Source organism: Shimazuella soli, assembly GCF_022511585.1.
Lineage (GTDB): Bacteria > Bacillota > Bacilli > Thermoactinomycetales > Thermoactinomycetaceae > Shimazuella > Shimazuella soli.
The window spans coordinates 93,997-119,761 of record NZ_JAKWBN010000006.1 but is presented as its reverse complement, the minus strand read 5'-3'; the positions used below and the strand labels follow the sequence as shown (position 1 = coordinate 119,761).

Here is a 25,765-nt window from a genome sequence, read left to right as displayed (position 1 = left end):
TCTCACGATCTGTCCTTAAAGCACTTCTGGTGCTAAGGAGATAATCTTCATAAAGTCGCGATCACGTAACTCACGGGCAACTGGTCCAAAGATACGGGTACCACGTGGGCTTTTGTCATCCTTAATCACGACTGCTGCATTTTCATCGAAACGAATATAGGAGCCATCAGGACGACGGTTTGGACGAACAGTACGCACTACTACGCACTTCACTACATCGCCTTTCTTAACAACGCCTCCGGGTGTAGCTTGTTTCACCGAAGCAACGATGATATCACCGATACCAGCAGTAGACTTCTTCGATCCGCCTAACACACGGATACACATGATTTCCTTTGCACCGGAGTTATCTGCAACTCGAAGACGTGTCTGTTGTTGAATCATCGGTCTTTCCTCCTTCCTTAAGAGAACTCCTTAGATGATGACAGCCTCTTCTACAATCTCTACGAGACGCCAATTTTTATCTTTCGATAATGGGCGAGTCTCCATGATTCTTACGATGTCACCTGTTTTGGCTTGGTTGTTCTCATCATGGGCTTTAAACTTTTTGGTATGTTTTACGCGTTTGCCGTACAGACGATCCTTTTTGTAGGTTTCAACTGCAACTACAACTGTTTTATCCATTTTGTCGCTGACCACTTTACCGACACGTACTTTCCGACGTGTTGTACGTTGTTCGCTCAACCCTGATTCCTCCTTTCGCTATCCAGTTCACGCTGGCGAAGGACCGTTTTACAACGGGCAATGTCTTTGCGTACTTGACCCAAGCGGTTTGGGTTTTCCAATTGCCCTGTTGCAGATTGAAAACGTAGGTTAAACAATTCTTCTTTGTACTGCGTCAGTTTTTGTTCGATCTCAGTGGTGGTCAACTCGATTAGCTCTGCTGCTTTCATTCGTTACCACCTGCTTCACGTTTTACAAATTTTGTTTTGATTGGAAGTTTGTGAGCTGCTAGACGCATTGCTTCACGTGCAACTTCCTCTGGTACTCCCGCCAATTCAAACATGATTTTACCAGGTTTTACAACAGCTACCCATTTTTCAGGGGAACCTTTACCGCTACCCATACGAACCTCAAGAGGTTTTTGAGTAATTGGCTTATCTGGGAAAATCTTAATCCATACTTTCCCACCACGTTTGATATAACGAGTCATCGCAATACGCGCTGCTTCAATTTGACGGTTGGTAATCCAAGATGGTTCCAATGCTTTCAGGCCGTATTCACCAAAAGCAACTTCTGTTCCGCCTTTCGCCTTCCCACGCATTTTACCACGGTGAGGACGACGAAACTTGACCTTTTTTGGCATTAGCATGCGTTACTCGCCTCCTTCGACTGCTCCTTTTTTCCCTTTGGTAGGCAGTACTTCACCACGGTAAATCCATACTTTTACTCCGATACGACCATAAGTGGTATGTGCTTCTGCAAAACCATAATCGATATCAGCACGTAAAGTATGAAGTGGAACCGTACCTTCGCTATATCCCTCACTACGAGCGATATCAGCACCACCAAGACGACCACTTACTAGTGTACGAACCCCTTTTGCACCGGAACGAAGGGTACGTCCGATTGCTTGTTTCATAGCGCGACGGAAAGAAACACGGCGCTCTAGCTGACTTGCAATGTTTTCAGCTACAAGATAAGCATCCAACTCAGGGTTTTTGATTTCATTGATATTGATGTGAACTTTTTTACCAGTCATTTTGGTAAGTTGGTTACGAAGTTTTTCTACTTCTGTACCGCCTTTCCCAATAACCATACCAGGTTTCGCTGTATAGATGGATACGTTTAGGCGGTTGGCTGCACGTTCGATCTCTACTTTAGAAACTGAGGAATCTTTCAATTGTTTTTTGATGTGATCGCGAACACGGATATCTTCATGAAGTAGTGTAGCGTAATCTTTGCCACCGTACCATTTGGATTCCCAATCACGAATAATCCCGACTCTCAGTCCCACTGGGCTAACTTTTTGACCCAAAGTTCTTCCCTCCTTATTGAAAAATTATTTTTCGGATACAACCACTGTGATGTGGCTAGTACGTTTGTTGATGCGGCTTGCGCGTCCTTGTGCACGTGGAATGAATCGTTTCAATGTCGGTCCTTCATCCACATAAGCTTCTTTTACAACTAAGTTACCTTGATTTAGGTTAAAGTTATGCTCAGCATTTGCTACAGCAGAACTCAGTACCTTCTCGATAACTGGAGATGCAGCACGAGGTGTGAATTTTAGAATCGCTGCTGCTTCATCAATCGATTTACCACGAATCAAATCGATAACCAGACGAACTTTACGAGGAGCGATTCTTATGTTCTTAGCAACTGCAAATGGCGGGAAAACGAATTTCGTTGTACCACCTTTGGTAGAAGCGATGATTAGACCCAGTTCTGCAACATCTTTCGCTACTGCTTCTTCAGTTGCCTTGATACCTGCATCTTGAAGACGCTCAGTCAACTCAGCAACGCTTGCGATGTCATGTTCTTTAATCAGCTTTTTAATCTTGCGTTGGCGTACGACGTTCATGTTTACCCTCCTTTCTTTACATAAGAATAATTAGCGCTTGCGAGTTTTTTTATCGTCCCCAGCGTGTCCCTTGTACGTGCGGGTAGGAACAAATTCGCCGAGTTTGTGACCAACCATATCTTCGCTTACATATACAGGCACATGTTTGCGTCCATCATGAACAGCAAATGTGTGACCGACAAAATCAGGGAAGATGGTAGAGCGACGAGACCATGTTTTCACGATCTTCTTTTCATTTTTCTCGTTCAAAACCTCTACTTTTTTCAGTAGATGAGCATCTGCAAAAGGCCCTTTTTTCAGGCTACGACCCATGCGATACGCCTCCTCTCATACCATAATCATCCAACATATCGCTCCCACGAAAGATCCCTTCCGCGGGATAGGAAGAGGTTATTATTTTTTCTTACGACGACGAACGATAAATTTGTCCGAAGCCTTGTTTTTCTTACGAGTTTTGTAGCCAAGAGTTGGTTTACCCCAAGGAGTCACAGGTGACTTACGTCCGATAGGAGCACGACCTTCCCCACCACCGTGTGGGTGGTCATTAGGGTTCATAACAGAACCACGTACAGTTGGACGAATACCTTTCCAACGGCTACGTCCTGCTTTACCTACTGTGATCAATTCATGATCGAGGTTACCAACTTGACCGATGGTAGCACGGCAGTCTGCAAGGATCATACGTGTTTCACCAGAAGCCAAACGAATGATAACATATTTTCCTTCTTCGCCTTTGTGCGCACCTTTACCCAACAATTGAGCGGAAGTACCAGCAGCACGTACCAACTGTCCGCCACGACCTGGTTTCAACTCGATGTTGTGAATCTCTGTACCAACTGGGATATTGCGAAGCGGCAATGCATTACCCACTTTGATATCGGATTCAGGTCCAGACATAATTTCCATACCAACTTTTAAACCTTTAGGCGCTAATACATAGCGTTTTTCACCATCAGCATAATGAATGAGTGCAATATTAGCAGAGCGGTTTGGATCATACTCGATCGTAGCTACTTTGCCTGGGATACCATCTTTGTTACGTTTGAAGTCAATGATGCGGTATTTACGTTTATGTCCGCCACCTTGGTGACGCATTGTTAGACGACCTTGGTTGTTACGACCAGCTTTTCTCACTAAAGAAGTAGTAAGAGATTTTTCTGGTGTAGAAGTGGTAATCTCTTCAAAGGTAGAACCAGTCATATGACGACGTGAAGGTGTAGTTGGTTTATACTTTTTAATACCCATTGCTATTTCCCTCCTTTGCTCTTTGGATTTTTAGCTCTCAAAGATTTCAATTTGCTTGCTGCCTTCAGCAAGTTTTACAATTGCTTTTTTCCATTCTGGTGTCCGACCGGAGTAACGACCATAGCGCTTTGTTTTACCTGGTACGCGCATTGTGTTTACACGGTCCACTTTCACATCAAAAATCGCTTCTAGAGCTTGACGGATTTGAAATTTATTCGCACGAATGTCAACTTCAAATACATACTTTCCTTCTTCCATCATTGCAGTCGATGCTTCTGTTACGATGGGGCGACGGATTATGTCACGTGGGTCCTTCACTGGCCAAACACCTCCTCTACACGACTTACTGCGTCAGTAGTAATGATCAACTTGTCATGCGCTAACACGTCAAGTACATTTACTCCTTCAGCAGCAATCAATTTCACACCTGGGATATTGCGAACAGCACGAACTGCACTGTCTTCCAAATTATTGGTTACAACCAATGCTTTCTTTTCAGCACCCAAGTTTTTCAAAACTTGAACCATTTCTTTTGTTTTTGGAGCAGATAGCTTTAATGCATCCAAAACAACTACGTCTTGATCTTCTACTTTGCTGGATAGAGCAGATTTGATCGCAAGACGACGAACTTTTTTAGGAAGCTTGTAAGCATAGCTACGAGGTGTAGGACCGAAAACAGTACCACCACCGACCCAAATAGGGGAACGTGAGCTACCTGCACGAGCACGTCCTGTTCCTTTTTGCTTCCATGGCTTTTTACCACCGCCGCGAACTTCGGAACGATTCTTTACATCGTGAGTTCCACTGCGCAAGGATGCTTGCTGCATCACTACTGCATCATGAAGTACAGCTTTGTTTGGTGTAATCCCAAATACTGCGTCAGCCAATTCTAATTCGCCGACCTCAGAACCCGTTACATCAACAACTGTTACTTTTGGCATGATTGATCCTCCTTTCTGATGTTATTTAACGCCTTTTGCTGCAGAACGAATTACTAAATAACTGTTCCGAGGTCCAGGTACGTTTCCTTTAATAAGAAGTAAATTCTTTTCAGAATCCACACGAACCACTTGTAGGTTTTGCGTTGTAATACGCTCTGACCCCATACGACCTGGCAAGGTTTGTCCTTTGAAAACACGGTTCGGAGCAATAGCACCTAAAGAACCGGGTCCACGGTGATAGTGAGAACCGTGACTCATAGGTCCGCGGCTTTGGTTGTGACGCTTGATCGCCCCTGCAAAACCTTTACCTTTGGAAGTACCTGTCACATCAACAAGTTCTCCTTCAGCAAAGAGATCCGCTTTGACCACACTACCTAGATCGTATTCTTCTGGGTTCATTCCACGGATTTCTTTGATAAAGCTCTGTGCTTTCGCATTTGCTTTCTTTGCATGTCCAAGTTCAGGCTTGTTGGAACGGTGTTCCTTTTTCTCTTTAAACCCTAGTTGGATCGCTTCGTATCCGTCGGTTGTTTCATCTTTCTTTTGAAGAACAACACATGGTCCAGCTTCAACAACTGTTACTGTTACTGCTGTTCCATCTTCACGAAACAATTGGGTCATCCCAATCTTTTTTCCTAGAATTCCTTTCAATTGTTACACCTCCTGCCATTTTGAAATGGATGAATTATAGTTTGATTTCAATGTCGACGCCGGATGGCAGGTCGAGTCTCATTAGCGCATCAACTGTTTGTTGAGTAGGATTCACAATATCAATCAAACGCTTATGCGTACGCATTTCAAACTGTTCGCGTGAATCTTTATATTTATGAACCGCCCGTAAAATGGTATAAACTGCTTTTTCCGTAGGTAGTGGAATCGGACCTGATACACTTGCTCCCGTACGTTTTGCAGTGTCGACAATCTTCACTGCCGATTGATCCAAAACACGGTGGTCATACGCCTTCAACCGAATGCGAATCTTTTGTTTTGCCATCTTTAACCCTCCTTCGCTCATTTTGATAAATGAACTTCTCCGCGAAAATTTTCCGCCCGACCATGGCAAAGGGGCCGGGTGTGTCGGCAACCTTCCGCATCATCGCTGTTCACAGTACAACACCCGCTATTATATAGAAAAAGCAATTGGGATGCAAGAAAAAAAATAGGTTTCCTACTATTGGATAAAATCTGCTAGAAGAAACCATCTTACCTTGTTCCATTCCAAAGTGTAGTTTTAAGGAGTATGGTAATGGATTTGAATAGATGTAAATATGCGGATGAAATACCATTTCCACAACCGTGCATCATCTCACCTCAAAAAAAAAGAGAGGTACTACCTTTCTATCGACAATCAACCTTTGCCATGCTTGTCATAAACAGCTACATGCATTGTATACAAGTGAACCTCTCACGACTAAAGTCGTAAGCTTCGTCTACGAAGGTTGATAGCTAGGCTATCCTTATTCGTACAGGCGTGTCCACTTCGCCTCTAGTGTATAAGCCCGTAAGGGCTACAACGTTACTTTTTCGCAAGATGTTTAATGCGCCATGGATATCTGCGTTCATCAACATTCCCGAAGACGTACGATATAAGCCACGTTTCACCCGTGCACCTCTAAAGGTATACGTTTTCGAGTTGGATGGATCATAGGTGGGCAGTTCATCTTGATCCCAAAAACTCGCTTTGGATGTGTAGCTTTCTTCTTGTTGCACCAACGTCATCCCATATCGCTCACACCTATATTCCAACTTCTCTTTGATCATCCCAATGGGGATATTCACGAAATTTTGGTTGTTGCGTTTGCCTAGATTACTTCCTTTTTGCAGATTTTCGTTATATCCGATAACCAGTGTCCCAATGCGATATTTCAAACAATAATGGATTATCTTACGACAGGTCTTGTTCAGGTAATCGTTCACCAAACGATTTCGTTTTGCCACCAAAGCAACTTGTTGATGCGTATACCCTTTCTGCTTTTGTTTATCTTTGATTCGCTGCAAATGGGCATTGCGTTTGTTATACCATTGGTTGATTGATTTTAGTCTTTTTCCATCGATCAGAAAACTTTTCCCTTTGGAGGTGACACAAGCCGCGAGATTGCTAATTCCCAAATCGATTGCAAGTACATGGTTTTTATCGGTATCCCTTTGAACTGCCTGCTCTTCATACGTGTAATGCACTTCAAAGAACCTTGCTCGATATTTGGGAAGAATACGAATCTCTTTGATTTTCTTGTCCGCCAACAAGGGAGGAATGCGAACCATCAGTGGGGGATGTTCCTTCTGATAAGAACGAGAATAGGGCAACACAAACAGATTTCCATTTAAACGAATGAAGCCGACTATTAACGGATAACATCCATCTTTCGGTAGGTATCGAGGCATCTGAATGGCTCGAAAGTCGTATTTTCCTTGCTTGGCTTGTCGGATCAGCGCAAAAAAAGACTTCCATACCCCATCGACTTCTTTTAAAATTTGTTGTGCCATGTTGCTATTCAACCGCTTGTAATGTTCGCTTCCTTTCAAAAGCTGATTATTTTCCTGGTAATTCAGATATTTCTTTTCCTGAAAGTAATGCTGGCGAACTTGGTATAAGCCTTGGTTGTACAAATTTTTGGCAGTATGACACAAGTCTTTTAAAATCAGATATTCTTCTTTCGAAAGATGTTTGAGTTGTTGTTTTACAGTGAAATACATGAATTTCTCACCTCTTTTCTAGTAAGGATGAATCCCAATATACAAAATATGGATGGCTTTGTCAAAAAAGAAAACCAAAAACCGTAACGATTCATCCCACGAATGAATTCACGGGTGTTCTCGCCACAAAAATAAATAAGAACAGTGATTTACATATCATTGTTCTAGTTCTTACCGAATAGCTTAGTTTACCTTCCTCAACATTAAAAAACTGCTGCGACTTTCTCTGTTTTCTCTAACCCTGATAGAATGATTTCTGATGCACAATCTAGATATTCATTATGCCTCTCCATTACTAGTTCTTCTGCCAAACACCCATAAATCCGGGCAAACCGATTTTGCTGGTTTGACAACAACTTCTTAACAAAAATGCATAGGTAGCATTTTTTATTTTCTAAATACCTTCTGCAGGTATTATTTCCATAGAACTCCAAATCCCTAGTAATTTCTGATTCTACATCCACTATGGCATTATCTGACTTATTTGACGAATTTGCTTGAAAAGTATATTCTAACTTTAGCAAAATAAAGTATCATAAAGGAGCACCTATGCCAGCCGAAAAGAGACTAAATGAATGTGTGGTTACGTATAAAGACCAAGACACAAATGCCTTATATGTTATTCTCGACAATGGTGGTGTTTTCGAAGAACAAGTGGAGAACGTCTATAAAGCTACATCGGGACGCCTCTATGTACACTGTGTGAAATCAGATTTTAAATTATATCCAACTGATGAGGAACCTGTTTTGGTACAGGTTATCAACGACTAAAAATATAATAGGGATAATGGGGCATTGATTAATCACATCATCATGCCTCTTTTTCTAGCATAGGAAAATCACCACATGAAAAAGAGTGGAAACAGATCTGAACTCTGGGGTCTTTATCCTACATTCAGAGTTGTCCGTTCCATTTTTATACGGGGTCAAACTTACCTAGGACATAATCGAGACTCGTCCCCATGAATCTTAACATTAAGGGCACCAAATGCAGAAGACACCATGTCACTTACAGCTACCAATTTACGAGATAATTCTTTCATTAACCTCGCTTCAAGATCTTCCATCAACAGCAATATATGTTGTATTCCTCCCTTTACCAATCGAACGAATAGCACCTTTCTCCACAAGCCCTTTTAAAATTTTCACCGCCATCGCCTGTGATAGGGAGAGAACTTTTTCCACATCTTTCCGAACGATAGACTCCTTTTCTTGCAATAACTTCAACACAATCTGCTCATGTCTTGACAAGTGATGGTGCTTATTTTCCTGAGCGATCTTCTGATTCACATTAGGTAATGTGATTTTGAACGCATGATCTGTCACCTCAACCCGAGGCTCTATCCCATAGCTTTTGAAACTATCCATAATTTTCGGCATACCCGTGCCATAGGCTTCAATTAATTTCAACCGATAAAATACGTCTGCCAGTCCCTCATTTCGCGTAATGGAAACACCTAACATAATGTCGTCAAAGGAAATACCTTTCACCAGACCACCGATGGAAACAAACTCAATTCGATCGTCAAAAATGCTGATCAGCGTGCTACTGCTAAAGGAATAGTCACGATGTACAAGCGAGTTCAACAGCGCCTCACGCAAAGCATCGATCGGATAATCCCTCCGGTCAATCCGATACAGCCCCTCAAATTCCGCTCGAGTGCGGTTATAACGGTCAATAAACGCATACGTCTCATTTAATTGTTTCAAAAGTGATCCGGAAAACTCACAGCGATCTTTGAAAATAGCTTTTGTAGCTCCTTCAAAAACAGCTAGTTTCACGGTATGAATACACTGGTCAGACAGCAATAATCCTAAATTAGTATAGATACCATCTTCGTTCATCAGCTTTAATGTTTTCTTTTGACTGGCACCAAAGGAAACCCCTCTTTCCGCAAAGCTTTTTTCTGCTACTTCAAAAGTCAGATCTTGATTGATGGAACGAAGATTTTCATACTTTTCCCCATCCGTATCTTTGATCATTTTTAAAATAGCTGTTTCCGATGCGGGAACAGAGGCAGCTCCTTGCCGAACAAAGACCCCCTCTGGGCGAATTCCCTTTCCAGAAAGATAATACGGGCTTGCTGTTCCTTTTTGTACTACCACTTTGACAATATCTTTTCCCTCGATTTGTTCAATCAGATAGTCCACAAAAAGTGTAATATCTGGCTTGATGGCATCCCTAATCGTATTGGAGACCTTCAAAATCGTTTCATCTATATTTTCTACACCAATAATATTCCCGCTATCACTGATGCCAATATAAATGGTGCCACCTTTCGTATTCGCAAAAGCTATGACGCTTTTTTTGATCTCATCGGAATACTGTTGTTTTAACTCTACAAAAAAATCCTCAGTCAGATGCAAAACCATCACCTCTATTCTACTACTAATCTAATACTAATCTAATACAATCTAATCATTTTGTGCAGTATATGTAAATAAAATATAGATAATTCAACCCTCTAATTTTGTGTCCATCTGACCAGCGAAAATCGAGATTTGACAGCAAATAATAATAATAATATTTTAGTTAAATATATTGCCCTTGACAGAAGAGGTAGCGAAATGGCACTGATCGATGAAATCGAGCGGCTCGGACAGCTAAGCAAGACTGGTGAGATCTCCAAGGATAAAGCAACTCAGCTCCTTGTCGAGTACTCCAAGGGTGGCCTGACGCATCTCGGAGCCCTCGACAGCATCCAGAACTGGCGAACCTGTCGGCCGAAGTACAAGGACATCTTCGACTCCACACAGAGGTCACTGACAAAGCTTAAGAAGCAAATGGTCATTTCCCACTGATCAGCCAAGGCACGGGTGTAGGACGGTCAAGCACCGACCTAACACCCGCCCTACCTTTAAAAAAAACAAAATCCAAGCTAACTAGCAGGGACTTGCTTTCATACATTTAACCTTACATATATTGAATCTCGGATATTTCTATAAAAAAAGCTGTTCTCCCACCCTGATAGGAGAACAGCTTTTTTATATTATATACTACTCGCTAATTACAGTAACTGCACCAGCACCAACGGTACGTCCACCTTCACGGATGGTGAAACGAGTTCCGTCTTCGATAGCGATAGGAGCGATCAATTCCACTTCCATCTCTACGTTATCTCCAGGCATACACATTTCGGTACCTTCTGGAAGTTGGATAACACCAGTTACGTCCGTTGTACGGAAGTAGAACTGAGGACGGTAGCTAGAGAAGAAAGGAGTATGACGTCCACCTTCTTCTTTGGAAAGAACATAAACTTGAGCTTTAAATTTGGTGTGAGGTTTCACACTACCTGGTTTAGCAAGAACTTGACCACGTTGGATATCTTTACGTTCTACCCCACGAAGTAGAGCTCCGATGTTGTCACCAGCTTGAGCGGAGTCAAGAAGACGACGGAACATTTCTACACCAGTTACAACAGTTTTACGAGTATCGGTGATACCGATGATTTCAACTTCTTCCCCAACTTTTACAGCACCGCTTTCTACACGACCGGTAGCAACAGTACCACGACCAGTAATGGTGAATACATCCTCAACTGGCATCAAGAAAGGTTTGTCAGTGTCACGAACTGGTTCTGGAACGTAAGCATCAACAGCTGCCATCAATTCAAGAATTTTGTCAGCCCATTCTCCACCAGCTGGGTTTTCAAGAGCTTTCAAAGCAGAACCTGCGATTACTGGGATATCATCACCAGGGAATTCGTATTCATCAAGAAGTTCACGAACTTCCATTTCTACCAATTCCAATAGCTCTTCGTCGTCAACCATGTCTACTTTGTTCAAGAAAACAACGATGTGAGAAACACCAACTTGGCGAGATAGCAAGATGTGCTCACGAGTTTGAGGCATAGGACCGTCAGCAGCAGATACTACCAAGATAGCTCCGTCCATTTGCGCAGCACCAGTGATCATGTTTTTAACATAGTCAGCGTGTCCTGGGCAGTCAACGTGTGCATAGTGGCGGTTGTCTGTTTCATACTCTACGTGTGCAGTAGAGATGGTAATACCACGCTCTTTTTCTTCTGGAGCTTTATCAATTTGATCATAAGCAGTAGCAGTAGCGCCACCTTTTTGAGCTAGAACAGTTGTGATTGCAGCGGTAAGAGTAGTTTTACCATGGTCAACGTGACCGATTGTACCAACGTTAACGTGTGGTTTTGTACGTTCGAACTTGGCTTTTGCCATTTTAGAATCCTCCTTCAAAGTAAGAAGAGTAATTTTTATTTTTGATACATAGATTTATAGGAAGCTAGAAGAGTGTGCTCTACTAGATTCTCTTGAACTTATACAGTTGTAGCTTTTTTGATAATCTCTTCAGCTACACTTTTTGGAACTTCTTCAAAGTGGTCGAACTGCATGGAGAATACTCCGCGACCTTGAGTACGGGAACGTAGGTTAGTTGCATACCCAAACATTTCTGCAAGTGGAACCATTGCACGAACAACTTGAGCTCCACCGCGGGCTTCCATACCTTCTACACGTCCGCGACGGGAGCTAGCATCACCCATCACATCACCCATGTACTCTTCAGGTACGGTTACTTCTACTCTCATGATTGGCTCTAAGATTACTGGGTTACATTTGCTCTTCGCTGCTTTTAACGACATGGAACCTGCAATCTTAAATGCCATTTCAGATGAGTCTACATCATGGTAAGAACCATCAACTAGTGTAGCACGCACGTCTACCAATTGGTATCCGGCAAGAACACCGTTGAGCATAGATTCTTCAATACCTTTTTGTACTGCTGGGATGTATTCTTTTGGAACAACCCCACCGACAATTTTGTTCACGAATTCGAAACCAGAACCTTCTGGTAGTGGCTCATACTCGATCCAAACGTGACCATATTGACCTTTACCACCAGACTGACGAACAAATTTACCTTCGACTTTAGCAGATGAACGGAAGGTTTCTTTGAATGCTACTTGTGGTGCACCCACATTCGCTTCTACTCGGAACTCTTCTTTCAAACGGTCTACGATGATCTCTAGGTGTAGCTCACCCATACCAGCGATAATCGTCTGACCTGTATCCTCATCTGTGTGTGTGCGGAAGGTAGGATCTTCTTCAGCCAATTTAGCAAGAGCTACACCCATTTTATCTTGGTCTGCTTTTGTTTTTGGTTCAATCGCAACTTCGATAACTGGCTCTGGGAATGTCATGGACTCAAGAATGATTTCATTCTTTTCATCAGACAGGGTATCCCCAGTAGTAGTAGCTTTCAGGCCAACCGCAGCTGCAATATCTCCAGCATATACGGTGCTGATCTCTTCACGAGAATTTGCGTGCATCTGCAAGATACGTCCAACACGTTCTCTTTTACCTTTGGTTGTGTTTTGCACATAAGAACCAGAATCAAGAGAACCGGAATAAACGCGGAAGAAAGTCAATTTACCAACAAATGGGTCTGTCATGATTTTGAATGCAAGTGCTGAGAAAGGCTCTTCATCACTAGAGTGACGTACTGCCTCTGTACCATCTGGAAGTTCCCCTTGGATCGCTGGAACATCAAGTGGAGATGGTAGATAAGCTACTACTGCATCAAGAAGTGGTTGTACCCCTTTGTTTTTGTAAGAAGAACCACAAAGTACTGGAGTGATTTTCACTTCACAAGTACCCTTACGAAGAGCAGCATTTATCTCTTCTTCCGTTAGTTCTTCGCCTTCTAGATATTTTTCCATCAAATCATCATCGAGTTCAGCAACAGCGTCGAGCAAGTTGGTACGATACTCTTCTGCTTGTTCTCTGTACTCTTCTGGGATTTCTCTTGCTTCAGAAGTTGTTCCCAGGTCATCGGTGTAGATGATAGCTTTCATTGTGATCAAATCGATCATGCCCTGGAAAGTATCTTCTGCTCCGATAGGTAGTTGAATAGGTACAGCATTAGCAGATAGACGATCCTTCATCTGTTCTACAGAACCAAGGAAGTCTGCACCAATGATGTCCATTTTGTTAATATATGCGATACGCGGTACATTATAGCGGTCCGCTTGACGCCAAACTGTTTCTGATTGAGGTTCTACTCCGCCTTTTGCGTCAAAAACCCCAACTGCTCCATCTAATACACGAAGGGAACGCTCTACCTCTACAGTAAAATCAACGTGCCCCGGAGTGTCAATAATGTTAATCCGATGTCCTTTCCACTGTGCAGTTGTCGCAGCGGAAGTAATCGTGATTCCACGTTCTTGTTCTTGTTTCATCCAGTCCATGGTAGCTGCACCTTCGTGCACCTCACCAATCTTATGAACACGACCAGTATAAAACAATACACGCTCGGTAGTGGTTGTTTTACCCGCATCGATGTGAGCCATGATGCCGATATTTCGTGTATTTTTCAAGGAGAATTCACGTGCCATGAGAAACTTCTCCCTTCATATAACCTCAGTAGTTGATCTTTCCTAGCACATAGCTTGGAAAGGAAATTACCAGCGATAGTGAGCAAACGCACGGTTTGCTTCTGCCATCCGGTGTGTGTCTTCTTTCTTCTTCACAGCTGAACCGCCGTTATTAGCAGCATCGAGAATTTCGTTAGCAAGACGTTCTTGCATACTCTTCTCATTGCGAAGACGAGCATAAGATACTAACCAACGAAGTCCGAGGCTTGTACGACGCTCAGGTTTTACTTCGATTGGTACTTGGTAGTTAGCACCACCAACACGACGTGCCTTAACTTCCAATACAGGCATTACGTTTTTCAAAGCTTGCTCGAAAACTTCCATTGGGTCATTTCCGGAACGATCTTTGATCAACTCAAACGCATCATACAGGATACGTTGTGCCTTTCCCTTTTCTCCATCGTACATAAGACGATTGATTAGACGGGTTACGAGTTTGCTGTTGTAAATTGGATCTGGTAATGCATCACGACGTTCTACAGGACCTTTACGTGGCATTGGATTCCCCTCCTTTTCTCTATGGATGTTAAATTTTTAGCGCATTATTTTTTCTTTGCACGTTTTGTACCATATTTGGAACGACCTTGTCCCCGGTTTTGTACACCTGCGGTATCGAGTGCTCCACGAACGATATGATAACGTACACCAGGTAGGTCTTTTACACGTCCGCCACGAACTAGTACCACAGAGTGTTCTTGTAGGTTGTGACCAATTCCAGGAATATAAGCAGTTACCTCAATACCGTTACTCAAACGAACACGGGCATATTTACGCAACGCAGAGTTAGGTTTTTTAGGTGTCATCGTTCCTACACGGGTACAAACTCCACGTTTTTGAGGTGAACTTTGTGGAGTGCTCTCCTTGCGGAAACTGTTAAAGCTCACTTGCAATGCAGGAGATTTGGACTTCACGATTTTATTTTTACGTCCTTTGCGTACTAACTGATTAATTGTTGGCATCTCTTTCCACCCCCTCAATTTAAATATTATTTAAAACAACAGATCCAGGTGGATCGTAATTTGCGAAAAAAATAGAGGAACCATTAGAAGCAAATATCGCATATAGTCGACATCTACACGATACAAGCTCTAAAGTCATCTTCTAGTCTTTCAAAATGGCTACCGCAGCTGTACCTACTTGAATCCCACTAGCTTTACCAAGCTCCCTCATGGAAGCTACATATGTATAAGCTATTTCCTTTTGCTCGCAGAGCGACTGGATAGGATGAGTAAGAATCAAATCTGCATCTTCGGCCAATACGACAAACGATACCAGTTGTCGGTCAATCGCTTTTCTCGTCTGTTTAACACCAGTAACGAGCCTTTTTGCTTGTTTCACTTTATCATAAGACATAGATACAGCCCTCCAAAGTGATTCTCATACAAGCACAGGAGAAATCTTACCATCATGACACACAAAAGTCAATACTGGAATAAAACAAAATTATTAAAGCTAAAAAAGAGAACAGAGGCCCGATTCAGACCTCTGTGTCTTACTTACGATTAGTCAATCAACACAGTTTCTTTCTCATCAGTCGTTTCCGCTACTTCATTAGCCAATTGCACATCTAATGTACGATAGCGGTTCATACCTGTACCTGCTGGTACAAGTTTTCCGATGATGACATTCTCTTTCAAACCTAGAAGTCGGTCTACCTTTCCTTTAATCGCTGCATCAGTAAGAACACGGGTAGTTTCTTGGAAAGAAGCAGCAGATAAGAAGGACTCTGTTTCTAGGGATGCTTTGGTAATACCTAAGAGAACAGGTCTTGCTACTGCTGGTTCACCACCAGCCAGTAGAGTTTTTCTGTTCGATGCTTCGTAGTCATGGATATCTGTTACAGATCCTGGCAGTAAGTCAGTTGTTCCAGCATCCGTGATACGAACTTTCCGCATCATTTGTCTGATCATTACTTCTACGTGCTTATCGTTAATTTCTACCCCTTGGAGGCGGTATACTTTCTGTACTTCTTGTAAGATATATGCCTGAACACCTTGCACACCCTTGATCCGCAGCAATTCTTTTGGATCGATTGAACCTTCTGTGAGAACATCTCCAGCAGACACTTCGTCGCCTTCCATCACTTTCAGACGAGACCCATATGGAATGGTGTGTGTTTTGTTTTCCACTTCTCCTTCGATCTCCACCTCGCGGCGATCTTTTACCTCACGAATTTCGATTATTTTTCCGTCGATTTCCGCAACAATAGCTTGACCTTTTGGATTTCGGGCTTCAAAAAGTTCTTGAATACGAGGCAGACCTTGGGTAATATCATCCCCTGCAACCCCTCCAGTATGGAAGGTACGCATGGTCAACTGGGTTCCTGGTTCCCCAATGGATTGAGCTGCAATAATACCAACAGCTTCTCCGATCTCCACTGGTGTTCCAAGGGCTAGATTTCGACCATAACATTTTTTGCATACTCCGTGTTTGGTCCGGCAAGAAAGCACGGAACGAATCACTACTGTTTCAATACCAGCTTCCATGATTTGAGTTGCTGTTTCTTCATCGATCAATTCATTGCGGTTGATGATGACATGATCTGTTTCAGGATGGCGAACGGTTTGGAAACTAACACGTCCGACAATACGATCATATAGATCTTCGATAATTTCATTGCCATCATGGATTCGTTTCACGAGCAATCCTTTATCCGTACCACAGTCATCTTCCCGTACGATAACATCTTGAGCAACGTCAACCAAACGTCTTGTCAAATAACCAGAGTCAGCAGTACGTAAGGCAGTATCCGCTAGACCTTTCCTTGCACCGTGGGTAGAAATGAAATATTCCAATACAGTCAAACCTTCACGGAAGTTGGTTCGAATAGGTTGTTCAATAATTTTACCAGCTGGGTTAGCCATCAAGCCACGCATCCCTGCAAGCTGGGTAATCTGAGAAACATTACCTCGCGCACCGGAGTGAGCCATCATATAAATTGGGTTGTATTTACCCATGTTGCCCATCAATACTTCTGTGATACGATCTTTTGCTTTACTCCAGATGGAGATAACACGCTCATAACGTTCATCGTCTGTGATCAAACCGCGGCGATATTGCTTCATGACTGTTTTCACTTGTTCTTCCGCTTCTGCCAAAATATCTTTCTTCGCTTCTGGAACCATAACGTCTGATACAGACATGGTAATCCCTGCTTTGGTCGAATAAGAATATCCAAGTGCTTTTACACGGTCCAAAATGACAGATGTCATCATCGTACCAAAACGACGGAAACATTCAGCGATAATGGCACCTAGATCCTTTTTCGTCAATGCACCAGGTTCATCCAATTTTTGAATAAACTCAGGGATGTTTACCCCTTTATCATAGATGAAATATTTTTCAGGAGTCGCAGTAAAGTTTTTCTTACCAGGTTCATTAATGAATGGAAAATCTTCTGGCAAGATTTCATTGAAAATTAATTTACCTGGTGTCGTTACAAGCAAAGCTGATTGTTGTCTCTCCGTAAAAGTCGTTTTGTTAAGTGATTTTACTGGAATAGCAATTCGAGAATGCAAGGTGACATACCCATGGTGATATGCACTGATTGCTTCAGCAGTTGAGTAGAATACAGTACCTTCACCTTTTTCACCTGTTTTCTGTATGGTTAGATAGTAACATCCTAATACCATATCCTGTGAAGGAGTAACAACAGGTTTTCCGTCTTTTGGATTCAAGATATTTTGTGCTGCTAACATCAAAAGTCGAGCTTCTGCTTGAGCTTCTGCTGACAATGGTACGTGTACAGCCATTTGGTCACCGTCAAAGTCAGCATTATAAGCTGTACAGACGAGCGGATGTAAGCGAATCGCTCTACCTTCGACCAAAATTGGTTCAAACGCTTGAATCCCTAAACGGTGAAGGGTTGGAGCACGATTTAGGAGTACAGGATGTTCTTTGATGACTTCTTCTAAAACATCCCAAACTTCTGGATGAATTCTCTCTACTTTTCGTTTCGCACTCTTGATGTTATGAGCTAGTCCTTTTGCAACTAACTCTTTCATCACAAATGGCTTAAATAACTCCAAAGCCATCTCTTTCGGTAGACCACACTGGTACATTTTGAGATTAGGACCTACTACGATAACGGAACGTCCGGAATAGTCAACCCGTTTACCTAATAGGTTTTGACGGAAACGCCCCTGTTTCCCTTTGAGCATATGAGATAGAGACTTCAATGGTCTGTTTCCTGGACCTGTAACTGGACGCCCGCGACGACCATTGTCGATTAAAGCATCTACTGCTTCTTGCAACATACGCTTTTCGTTTTGCACAATAATATCTGGTGCACCGAGGTCTAAAAGGCGCTTCAATCGATTGTTCCGGTTGATAACTCGACGGTACAAATCGTTCAAGTCTGATGTAGCGAAACGACCACCATCAAGCTGAACCATAGGACGAATTTCTGGTGGTATAACAGGAAGTACATCCATAATCATCCAATCTGGACTGTTGCCGGATGAACGAAATGCTTCCAACACTTCTAAACGTTTTACCGCACGATTGCGACGTTGTCCTTGTGCTGTTTCCAATTCTTCTTTTAGCTGCTCGACTTCTTTATCGAGATCGATCGAAGCAAGAAGGCGTTTGATCGCCTCCGCACCCATCATGGCTACAAAACCATTGCCATATTTTTCACGGTAACTGCGAAATTCTTTTTCTGACAAAAGTTGTTTCTTTTCGAGAGGAGTAGCACCTGCATCTACGACTACATAAGAAGCGAAGTAGATAACTTCCTCCAAAGACCGTGGTGACATATCCAATACCAATCCCATACGGCTTGGAATGCCTTTGAAATACCAAATGTGTGAAACAGGAGCAGCCAGCTCGATATGTCCCATACGTTCACGACGTACTTTTGCACGAGTAACTTCTACACCGCATCGGTCACAGACAACACCTTTGTACCGAACACGTTTGTACTTTCCGCAATGACACTCCCAGTCTTTTTGTGGGCCAAAAATTTTCTCACAGAATAACCCTTCTTTTTCAGGTTTTAATGTTCTGTAGTTAATTGTTTCTGGTTTTTTGACCTCCCCACGAGACCAAGACCGGATCTTTTCAGGAGAGGCTAAACCTATTTTCATATATTCGAAGTTGTTAACATCGAGCATTGGGCCATTCCTCCCTTAGGATTCCATGGTAGAGCGAGTTTCCTGCTCATCCAGTTCAAAACCAAGTCGATCGCTAGATGGTTCATCTTCATCATCTAACTCACGCATTTCGATCTCTTCTTCGTTTTCAGCCAAAATCTTGACATCCATTCCAAGGCTCTGAAGTTCCTTGATCAATACTTTAAAGGACTCTGGAACACCTGGTTCTGGAACATTTTCGCCTTTGACGATAGATTCATATGTTTTGACACGACCTACCACATCATCCGACTTCACCGTCAAAATTTCTTGCAAGGTATACGCAGCTCCATATGCCTCGAGTGCCCATACCTCCATCTCCCCAAAACGTTGTCCACCAAATTGGGCTTTACCACCAAGTGGCTGCTGCGTTACAAGAGAGTATGGTCCAGTGGAACGAGCATGGATTTTATCGTCTACCATGTGTGCCAGTTTGATCATGTACATCACACCGACAGTAACACGGTTTTCCATCGGCTCACCAGTACGACCGTCATAAAGAACAAATTTTCCATCTGCGTCCAGACCTGCTTCCACGAGAGTTTCAAATACATCACTCTCATGAGCGCCATCAAATACAGGAGTCGCAATATGCAAGCCTAACGTTTTTGCAGCCATTCCAAGATGCACTTCCAAAACCTGTCCGATGTTCATCCGTGACGGAACCCCTAGTGGATTAAGTACGACCTCAACTGGTGTACCATCGGGCAAGAATGGCATATCTTCTTCTGGCATAATCCGGGCGATAACCCCTTTATTTCCGTGACGACCAGCCATTTTATCTCCTTCGGAGATCTTCCTCTTCTGAGCGATATACACACGCACAAGTTGATTTACACCAGGTGGCAGTTCGTCTCCATTTTCCCGGGTAAATACTTTGACATCCACTATGATTCCATCTTGACCGTGAGGCACACGCAAGGAAGTATCCCGAACTTCCCGTGCTTTCTCGCCAAAGATCGCATGCAATAGACGTTCTTCCGCAGTCAGTTCGGTTACCCCTTTAGGAGTTACTTTCCCAACTAAGATGTCACCAGCTTTGATCTCTGCACCAACACGAATAATTCCGCGTTCATCGAGGTTTTTCAACGCTTCTTCCCCAACATTAGGAATATCTCTGGTGATTTCTTCTGGTCCAAGTTTCGTGTCTCTTGCTTCTGATTCATGTTTTTCAATATGAATAGAAGTATAAACATCTTCTTTTACTAGTTTTTCACTTAAGAGAATCGCATCCTCGTAGTTGTAACCTTCCCAAGTCATGAATGCAACAACTACATTTCGTCCTAGTGCCATTTCTCCTTGTTCTGTAGAAGGACCATCAGCAAGTGTATCTCCAACCTTAACGCGTTCTCCTACTTTAACTACTGGGCGCTGGTTGACAGAAGTGCCTTGGTTAGAACGAATAAACTTGCTCAAACGATAACGATCCAAGTCACCTTTTACCATCCGGCCGTCGACTTCTGCTTCGTGGCGAACCAAGATTTCATCTGCTGTAACTCGCTCAACCACACCAGCACGACGAGCTAGAATCATAACACCTGAATCCACTGCAGATTTATACTCCATACCAGTTCCGATAAATGGAGCTTCTGGTTTTAGGAGCGGTACAGCCTGACGTTGCATGTTTGATCCCATCAGAGCTCGGTTAGAGTCGTCGTTTTCCAAGAATGGAATACATGCCGTAGCAACGGAGACTACCTGTTTAGGAGAAACATCCATGTAGTCAACACGATCTTTTGGTACTGCGATCGTTTCATCTCGATAACGAACAGTCACAGAATCTTGTAGAAAGTTACCTTCTTCATCGATCTGTGCATTTGCCTGAGCAACGTAGTAGTTATCTTCTTCATCCGCAGTTAAGTAATCAATCTGATTCGTTACTTGACCTGTTTCTGCATCTACACGGCGGTATGGAGTTTCAATAAAACCAAATTTATTAATTCGTGCATAAGTAGACAAGCAGTTAATCAAACCAATGTTAGGTCCCTCAGGTGTTTCAATCGGACACATTCTGCCATAGTGAGAATGGTGAACGTCACGAACTTCCATCCCTGCACGTTCCCGTGTAAGTCCACCAGGCCCTAAAGCAGATAGCTTACGTTTGTGAGTCAACTCTGCTAATGGGTTTGTTTGGTCCATAAATTGAGATAACTGACTGCTCCCAAAAAACTCTTTAATCGAAGCAATCACTGGGCGGATGTTGATTAATGCCTGTGGCGTAATTGCGTTTGCATCCTGGATGGACATTCTCTCTTTCACTACACGCTCCATCCGAGATAAACCGATACGGAATTGGTTTTGCAAGAGCTCTCCAACGGAACGAATACGACGATTACCAAGATGATCGATATCATCAGTCAAACCAACCCCATGTAGGAGATTGATAAAGTAGTTAATAGATGCAATAATGTCTGCTGGTGTAATATGTTTGATCTCTTGATCTACTTCTGCATTGGAAATAACTTTAATTATTTGATCATCATTTGTAGCAGAGTGAATATTTACAGATTGCAGGCGAACCAAACCTTCTGTTGCTTTTGGCTCCATCTGAACTCCACCGCGAACGGTATACTCTTGTAGTCCAAATGGTGTTTCACCTACTAGATAAGGGATTACTTTATCTAATAAACGTCTTTCTAATACTTGACCTGCTTCTGCCAGTACTTCACCTGTCTCACTATCTACAATATGCTCTGCTAATTTTTGATTGAGAAGCCGATTTTTGATATGTAGCTTTTTATTCATTTTATAGCGTCCAACATTAGCCAGGTCGTAGCGTTTTGGATCAAAGAAACGAGAATATAACAGGTCACGAGCATTCTCAGCTGTTGGAGGTTCTCCAGGACGAAGACGTTCGTAAATCTCAATGAGTGCCTTTTCCGTATTTCCTGTATTGTCTTTATCAAGTGTATTGCGAATGTATTCATCTTCTCCAAGAAGATCAATAATTTCTGCATCTGAACTATAGCCTAGAGCGCGCAAAAGAACCGTTACAGGTATCTTTCTGGTACGGTCTATCCGAACATAAATAATATCCTTCGCATCTGTCTCCAGTTCCAGCCATGCGCCACGATTTGGAATTACTGTGGCAGTATAAGTTGGTTTCCCATTCTTGTCTAATTTCGTGCTATAATACACACTAGGTGAACGAACAAGCTGGCTGACGATAACACGTTCCGCCCCATTGTAAATAAAGGTGCCTGTCTCTGTCATCAAAGGAAAGTCACCCATAAATACTTCTTGTTCTTTTACTTCGCCTGTCTCTTTATTGATGAGACGCACTTTTACACGTAATGGAGCAGCATAAGTAACTTGGTGGTCCTTTGCCTCCTCCAAGTTGTACTTTGGCTCGCCTAATTTGTAGTCAATGAATTCAAGAACCAAATTCCCCGTAAAATCCTCAATTGGAGAAATGTCCTGAAACATCTCACGCAGCCCCTCTTCTAGAAACCACTCGTATGATTGTTGTTGGATTTCTATCAGATTTGGCAACTCTAGTATTTCATTAATTCGAGCGTAACTTCTTCGTTTACGTCGACCGTACTGCACAAGTTTACCTAGCAAAACGAGCTCCCCCCTCATAAGCCTATCCAAGAGAACCAAAAGAAATGGGTAAAAAATACCACAGATGATAACAAAATAAAAACCTATTAACCTATCATAGCCAAGAAATAGGAAAAATAAACCAACACAAAACTGTTTAACATTCCAAAAGGATTTCTGCAAGTTATAACACTAGCACAAGCAATTATACGTGTCAATTGTTTTTTGAAAGAAAAATACAATAACCTTTTTTCTGCGCTACTTGCTCAACATGATCATATAATCGAGTTAATTCTTCTTTTGCAGAAGCTGCACCTTGTTGTTTTCGAATTACGATCCATAGAGCACCGCTATCTGATAGGTGCTGCCGAGCTTGTTGAAATAATTGATAGACAAAAGTTTTTCCCACTCGAATTGGAGGATTACATAAAATCGCATCAAATTTTTGACCTTTTAATTGTTCGAATCCGTCACTTACTTTTACAGTAATTTGGTTTGAAACTTGATTAGCCCGAGCATTTTCTTTCGCCAAAACAGTTGCCCGTTCATTTATATCAACCATCTGGACTTTGACAGAAGGATAGGCTTTTGCAAGTGCGATGCCAACCGGACCATAACCACATCCTAAATCCAAAATATGCTCATGTCCTGTTAACTGGGCGGATTCGATCAATAATCTACTACCAAAATCTATTCCTTTTTTAGAGAAAACGCCAGCATCTGATTGGAAAGACAGTTCATTTCCACGTAATTGCGCTTTAATCTCCCTGATTTCATGCTTTGATTCTGGTTTCGAAGAATAGTAATGATTAGACACGTGAACCCTCCTTATAGAAAAATAGACTCGCCAGTATTCGGCGAGTCCATTATCTTACTTCACTTCTACGCTAGCACCAGCAGCTTCGAGTTCTTCTTTGATTTTGTCAGCTTCTTCTTTGGATACTCCCTCTTTAACTGGGGATGGAGCACCATCTACAAGAGCTTTTGCTTCTTTCAAACCAAGACCAGTAATTCCACGTACTGCTTTGATAACTCCAACTTTGGAGGAACCAGCGCTTGCTAGGATTACATCAAATTCTGTTTTCTCAGCTGCGCCTTCAGCTCCACCGCCGCCGCCACCTTGTACAACAGGTGCTGCTGCAGTTACTCCAAATTCTTCTTCAATTGCTTTTACCAATTCGTTTAATTCTAGAACGGTCATGTTCTTTACCGCTTCTAAGATTTGTTCGTTAGACATGGTAGAACCTCCCAAAATATTTATCAGATTTGATTTGTAATTAACTCAATCATTTTGCCAGCTAAAAACTAGCATTTATGCTACTACTCTGCAGAAGCAGCTTCTGGCTGCTCCTGTTGTTCTGCAACTGCCTTTACAACATAAGCAAAGTTGCGCATTGGAGCTTGCAGTACGGAAAGAAGCATAGAAAGTAGACCTTCGCGAGATGGCAGCGAAGCGATCTCTTTTACTTTGTCAGGTCCAACTACTGCACCTTCTACAATACCGCCTTTGATTTCAAGATTTTTGTGCTCTTTTGCAAAGTTATGGAGAACTTTTGCAGGAGCAACTACATCTTCTTTACTAAACGCGATAGCGGTAGGCCCAGTAAGAAATTGATCCATTTCAGTAAGCCCAGAATCAGCTGTTGCACGACGTACCAACGTATTTTTCAATACTTGATATTCTACACCAGCTTCACGCAACTGTTTGCGTAGTTCTGTTACCTCTGCAACAGAAAGACCACGATAGTCAGTTACCACTGTACTCACACTAGCGCTCAATTTTTCTTTTACCTCAGCTACTACTTGCTGTTTTTTCTCAAGTACTTTAGACATTCAAGACACCTCCTTGGGTGGAGTAAAATACGTAAACGCAGACTTTCAGGCAAAAGAAATAGCCTTCGTAGACGGACGAAGGCCAGTGGCTTTCACCTCGGTAGGAAATTAAGCGCTATTGCGCACCTACTGTCTACGGTAAGAAAGATAGAATCATCTTCTTATTTAGTTGGAACAGTTCATTTGTAAATTAACGAGCGGTTAATGCAGAAGAACTTACTTGAACACCAGGGCCCATAGTGGAAGAAACGCTGATGTTCTTCATATAGGTTCCTTTTGCAGCAGCTGGTTTTGCTTTTGTAAGTGCATCAGACAAAGCTTGCAAGTTTTCGGTAAGCTGCTCAGTGGAGAAAGATACTTTGCCGATCGCTGCATGAATATTTCCAGCTTTATCTGCACGGTATTCAATTTTACCAGCTTTGATCTCATTAACTGCTTTTTCTACTTCAAATGTCACGGTACCTGTTTTTGGGTTAGGCATGAGACCTTTTGGTCCAAGGATTCGTCCAAGTCGGCCAACTTGTCCCATCATATCAGGAGTAGCTACTACTACATCAAACTCAAGCCATCCTTGTTGGACTTTGTTAACTAGCTCTTCGTCTCCAACGAAATCAGCGCCAGCAGCTTCTGCTTCTTTTGCTTTTTCCCCTTTTGCAAATACAAGTACGCGTTTGGTTTTCCCTGTTCCGTGAGGTAAAACCACTGCCCCTCTTACTTGCTGATCCGCTTTTTTCGTGTCAATCCCAAGGCGGAATGCAGCTTCTACTGTTTCGTCAAACTTAGCAGTAGAAATAGATTTTACCAGTTCCAATGCTTCTACTGGTTCATAAACTTTTTCACGATCTACTTTTTGGATCGCTTCTTGATACTTTTTCCCATGTTTTGCCACTTTCATAACCTCCTCATGTGGTGATAGCGGAAAATCCTCCCACCAGACTGATGATACGCGGCTGGATCATCAGTCTTTGATAACAATACCCATGCTACGTGCCGTACCTTCAACCATGCGCATAGCTGCTTCAACATCAGCTGCATTAAGATCTGGCATTTTCGTTTCAGCGATCTCACGAACTTTATCACGTGAAAGTGTAGCCACTTTGTTTCGGTTTGGCTCGCCGGAACCTGACTCAATCCCTGCTGCTTTTTTCAAAAGCACTGCAGCTGGCGGGGTTTTGGTCACAAATGTGAAAGAACGATCTTCATAAACAGTAATTACTACTGGAATAATTAGACCAGCTTGTTCTGAAGTACGTGCGTTAAACTCTTTACAAAAACCCATGATGTTTACACCAGCTTGACCTAGAGCAGGTCCAACAGGTGGTGCTGGATTTGCTTTTCCAGCTGGGATTTGTAGCTTGACCACTTTAATCACTTTTTTGGCCATGCTTCTTACCTCCTTCAAATGTGGTAGCCCTTCCCATAGCAATTATGGGGATATAGGGTCGCGGGTTTCAC

At 42.6% G+C, this 25,765-nt stretch carries 29 protein-coding genes, 2 pseudogenes and 1 other annotated feature; of the genes and pseudogenes, 2 read left to right on the top strand and 29 right to left on the bottom strand.

The genetic code is table 11. The annotated features are described in order from the left end of the window. Window positions 1-15: 15 nt before the first annotated feature. The 15 genes and pseudogenes from rplN to MK805_RS13480 form a co-directional block, all read right to left on the bottom strand. Complete coding sequence (rplN, locus tag MK805_RS13550) at window positions 16-384, bottom strand: 50S ribosomal protein L14 (protein ID WP_240876418.1); 369 nt, start codon at window positions 382-384, stop codon at window positions 16-18. Between the two features lie 30 nt (window positions 385-414). Beyond that, on the bottom strand, window positions 415-684 hold the full coding sequence (gene rpsQ / locus MK805_RS13545) for a 30S ribosomal protein S17 (RefSeq protein WP_240876417.1): 270 nt from the start codon (window positions 682-684) through the stop codon (window positions 415-417). Next, window positions 681-893, bottom strand: a complete 213-nt coding sequence (gene rpmC, locus MK805_RS13540; protein ID WP_240876416.1) for a 50S ribosomal protein L29 — start codon at window positions 891-893, stop codon at window positions 681-683. Before rpmC ends, rpsQ begins: the two co-directional genes overlap by 4 nt. Continuing rightward, a complete protein-coding gene (rplP, locus tag MK805_RS13535) occupies window positions 890-1,312 on the bottom strand; it encodes a 50S ribosomal protein L16 (protein ID WP_240876415.1) in 423 nt (140 codons plus the stop codon). The genes rpmC and rplP overlap by 4 nt, the downstream gene beginning before the upstream one ends. Window positions 1,313-1,315: 3 nt before the next feature. After that, the gene (gene rpsC, locus MK805_RS13530; RefSeq protein WP_240876414.1) at window positions 1,316-1,978 is read right to left on the bottom strand and encodes a 30S ribosomal protein S3; all 663 of its coding nucleotides are present in this window, start codon (window positions 1,976-1,978) and stop codon (window positions 1,316-1,318) included. Between the two features lie 24 nt (window positions 1,979-2,002). After that, a pseudogene (gene rplV, locus MK805_RS13525) lies at window positions 2,003-2,323 on the bottom strand (50S ribosomal protein L22); the annotation flags it as partial. A gap of 18 nt (window positions 2,324-2,341) precedes the next feature. Next, window positions 2,342-2,521, bottom strand: a pseudogene (locus MK805_RS13520) (hypothetical protein); the annotation flags it as partial. Window positions 2,522-2,551: 30 nt separating this feature from the next. Continuing rightward, window positions 2,552-2,833, bottom strand: coding sequence for a 30S ribosomal protein S19 (gene rpsS / locus MK805_RS13515; RefSeq protein WP_028777703.1), 282 nt, complete (start codon window positions 2,831-2,833; stop codon window positions 2,552-2,554). An 81-nt stretch (window positions 2,834-2,914) separates the two neighbouring features. Beyond that, a complete protein-coding gene (gene rplB, locus MK805_RS13510) occupies window positions 2,915-3,766 on the bottom strand; it encodes a 50S ribosomal protein L2 (RefSeq protein ID WP_240876413.1) in 852 nt (283 codons plus the stop codon). A gap of 30 nt (window positions 3,767-3,796) precedes the next feature. Continuing rightward, window positions 3,797-4,084: a 50S ribosomal protein L23 gene (rplW, locus tag MK805_RS13505; RefSeq protein WP_240876412.1), complete on the bottom strand. Its 288-nt coding sequence runs from the start codon at window positions 4,082-4,084 to the stop codon at window positions 3,797-3,799. Further along, complete coding sequence (gene rplD, locus MK805_RS13500) at window positions 4,081-4,707, bottom strand: 50S ribosomal protein L4 (RefSeq protein WP_240876411.1); 627 nt, start codon at window positions 4,705-4,707, stop codon at window positions 4,081-4,083. The genes rplW and rplD overlap by 4 nt, the downstream gene beginning before the upstream one ends. A gap of 21 nt (window positions 4,708-4,728) precedes the next feature. Beyond that, window positions 4,729-5,358: a 50S ribosomal protein L3 gene (rplC, locus tag MK805_RS13495; protein WP_255724651.1), complete on the bottom strand. Its 630-nt coding sequence runs from the start codon at window positions 5,356-5,358 to the stop codon at window positions 4,729-4,731. A 34-nt stretch (window positions 5,359-5,392) separates the two neighbouring features. Continuing rightward, window positions 5,393-5,701, bottom strand: a complete 309-nt coding sequence (rpsJ, locus tag MK805_RS13490) for a 30S ribosomal protein S10 (protein ID WP_028777698.1) — start codon at window positions 5,699-5,701, stop codon at window positions 5,393-5,395. Window positions 5,702-6,153: 452 nt separating this feature from the next. Further along, window positions 6,154-7,401 carry an RNA-guided endonuclease InsQ/TnpB family protein gene (locus tag MK805_RS13485; RefSeq protein WP_240876410.1) on the bottom strand — a complete coding sequence of 416 codons (1,248 nt, stop codon included), beginning with the start codon at window positions 7,399-7,401 and terminating at the stop codon, window positions 6,154-6,156. 203 nt (window positions 7,402-7,604) lie between these two features. Further along, on the bottom strand, window positions 7,605-7,754 hold the full coding sequence (locus MK805_RS13480; protein ID WP_240876409.1) for a hypothetical protein: 150 nt from the start codon (window positions 7,752-7,754) through the stop codon (window positions 7,605-7,607). Between the two features lie 196 nt (window positions 7,755-7,950). Between MK805_RS13480 and MK805_RS13475 the strand changes: the two genes are divergently transcribed. Further along, window positions 7,951-8,172, top strand: a complete 222-nt coding sequence (locus MK805_RS13475; protein ID WP_240876408.1) for a hypothetical protein — start codon at window positions 7,951-7,953, stop codon at window positions 8,170-8,172. A gap of 161 nt (window positions 8,173-8,333) precedes the next feature. On the opposite strand, the gene MK805_RS17875 is transcribed toward MK805_RS13475, so the two are convergent. Both MK805_RS17875 and MK805_RS13470 read right to left on the bottom strand, forming a co-directional pair. Then, the gene (locus MK805_RS17875; RefSeq protein WP_255724650.1) at window positions 8,334-8,468 is read right to left on the bottom strand and encodes a hypothetical protein; all 135 of its coding nucleotides are present in this window, start codon (window positions 8,466-8,468) and stop codon (window positions 8,334-8,336) included. Continuing rightward, on the bottom strand, window positions 8,455-9,768 hold the full coding sequence (locus tag MK805_RS13470) for an RNA-binding domain-containing protein (RefSeq protein WP_240876407.1): 1,314 nt from the start codon (window positions 9,766-9,768) through the stop codon (window positions 8,455-8,457). Before MK805_RS13470 ends, MK805_RS17875 begins: the two co-directional genes overlap by 14 nt. A 201-nt stretch (window positions 9,769-9,969) precedes the next feature. Between MK805_RS13470 and MK805_RS13465 the strand changes: the two genes are divergently transcribed. Beyond that, window positions 9,970-10,203 (top strand): hypothetical protein, encoded by a 234-nt coding sequence (locus tag MK805_RS13465; RefSeq protein ID WP_240876406.1) that lies wholly within the window; start codon window positions 9,970-9,972, stop codon window positions 10,201-10,203. Window positions 10,204-10,398: 195 nt separating this feature from the next. Here the strand turns inward: MK805_RS13465 and tuf are convergent, their stop codons facing one another. The 12 genes from tuf to rplK all read right to left on the bottom strand — a co-directional run bounded on the left by tuf (window position 10,399) and on the right by rplK (window position 25,694). Continuing rightward, on the bottom strand, window positions 10,399-11,589 hold the full coding sequence (gene tuf, locus MK805_RS13460; protein WP_240876405.1) for an elongation factor Tu: 1,191 nt from the start codon (window positions 11,587-11,589) through the stop codon (window positions 10,399-10,401). Window positions 11,590-11,687: 98 nt separating this feature from the next. Further along, a complete protein-coding gene (gene fusA, locus MK805_RS13455) occupies window positions 11,688-13,763 on the bottom strand; it encodes an elongation factor G (RefSeq protein WP_240876404.1) in 2,076 nt (691 codons plus the stop codon). Between the two features lie 66 nt (window positions 13,764-13,829). Beyond that, complete coding sequence (gene rpsG / locus MK805_RS13450; protein WP_240876403.1) at window positions 13,830-14,300, bottom strand: 30S ribosomal protein S7; 471 nt, start codon at window positions 14,298-14,300, stop codon at window positions 13,830-13,832. A gap of 44 nt (window positions 14,301-14,344) precedes the next feature. Then, the gene (gene rpsL / locus MK805_RS13445) at window positions 14,345-14,761 is read right to left on the bottom strand and encodes a 30S ribosomal protein S12 (protein WP_240876402.1); all 417 of its coding nucleotides are present in this window, start codon (window positions 14,759-14,761) and stop codon (window positions 14,345-14,347) included. 142 nt (window positions 14,762-14,903) lie between these two features. Continuing rightward, a complete protein-coding gene (locus tag MK805_RS13440; protein ID WP_240876401.1) occupies window positions 14,904-15,155 on the bottom strand; it encodes a ribosomal L7Ae/L30e/S12e/Gadd45 family protein in 252 nt (83 codons plus the stop codon). A 149-nt stretch (window positions 15,156-15,304) separates the two neighbouring features. After that, complete coding sequence (gene rpoC / locus MK805_RS13435) at window positions 15,305-18,916, bottom strand: DNA-directed RNA polymerase subunit beta' (RefSeq protein WP_240876400.1); 3,612 nt, start codon at window positions 18,914-18,916, stop codon at window positions 15,305-15,307. A 15-nt stretch (window positions 18,917-18,931) separates the two neighbouring features. After that, window positions 18,932-22,516, bottom strand: coding sequence for a DNA-directed RNA polymerase subunit beta (rpoB, locus tag MK805_RS13430; RefSeq protein WP_240876399.1), 3,585 nt, complete (start codon window positions 22,514-22,516; stop codon window positions 18,932-18,934). Between the two features lie 175 nt (window positions 22,517-22,691). Then, on the bottom strand, window positions 22,692-23,294 hold the full coding sequence (locus tag MK805_RS13425) for a class I SAM-dependent methyltransferase (protein ID WP_240876398.1): 603 nt from the start codon (window positions 23,292-23,294) through the stop codon (window positions 22,692-22,694). A 54-nt stretch (window positions 23,295-23,348) separates the two neighbouring features. Beyond that, window positions 23,349-23,714 (bottom strand): 50S ribosomal protein L7/L12, encoded by a 366-nt coding sequence (gene rplL / locus MK805_RS13420; RefSeq protein WP_240876397.1) that lies wholly within the window; start codon window positions 23,712-23,714, stop codon window positions 23,349-23,351. A gap of 83 nt (window positions 23,715-23,797) precedes the next feature. After that, entirely contained in the window at window positions 23,798-24,310 is a 513-nt protein-coding gene (rplJ, locus tag MK805_RS13415) for a 50S ribosomal protein L10 (RefSeq protein WP_240876396.1), read from the bottom strand. A gap of 46 nt (window positions 24,311-24,356) precedes the next feature. Then, window positions 24,357-24,467: a sequence feature (ribosomal protein L10 leader region), on the bottom strand. Between the two features lie 33 nt (window positions 24,468-24,500). Next, window positions 24,501-25,199, bottom strand: coding sequence for a 50S ribosomal protein L1 (gene rplA, locus MK805_RS13410; RefSeq protein WP_240876395.1), 699 nt, complete (start codon window positions 25,197-25,199; stop codon window positions 24,501-24,503). 69 nt (window positions 25,200-25,268) lie between these two features. After that, the gene (gene rplK / locus MK805_RS13405; protein ID WP_240876394.1) at window positions 25,269-25,694 is read right to left on the bottom strand and encodes a 50S ribosomal protein L11; all 426 of its coding nucleotides are present in this window, start codon (window positions 25,692-25,694) and stop codon (window positions 25,269-25,271) included. Window positions 25,695-25,765: the final 71 nt, after the last annotated feature.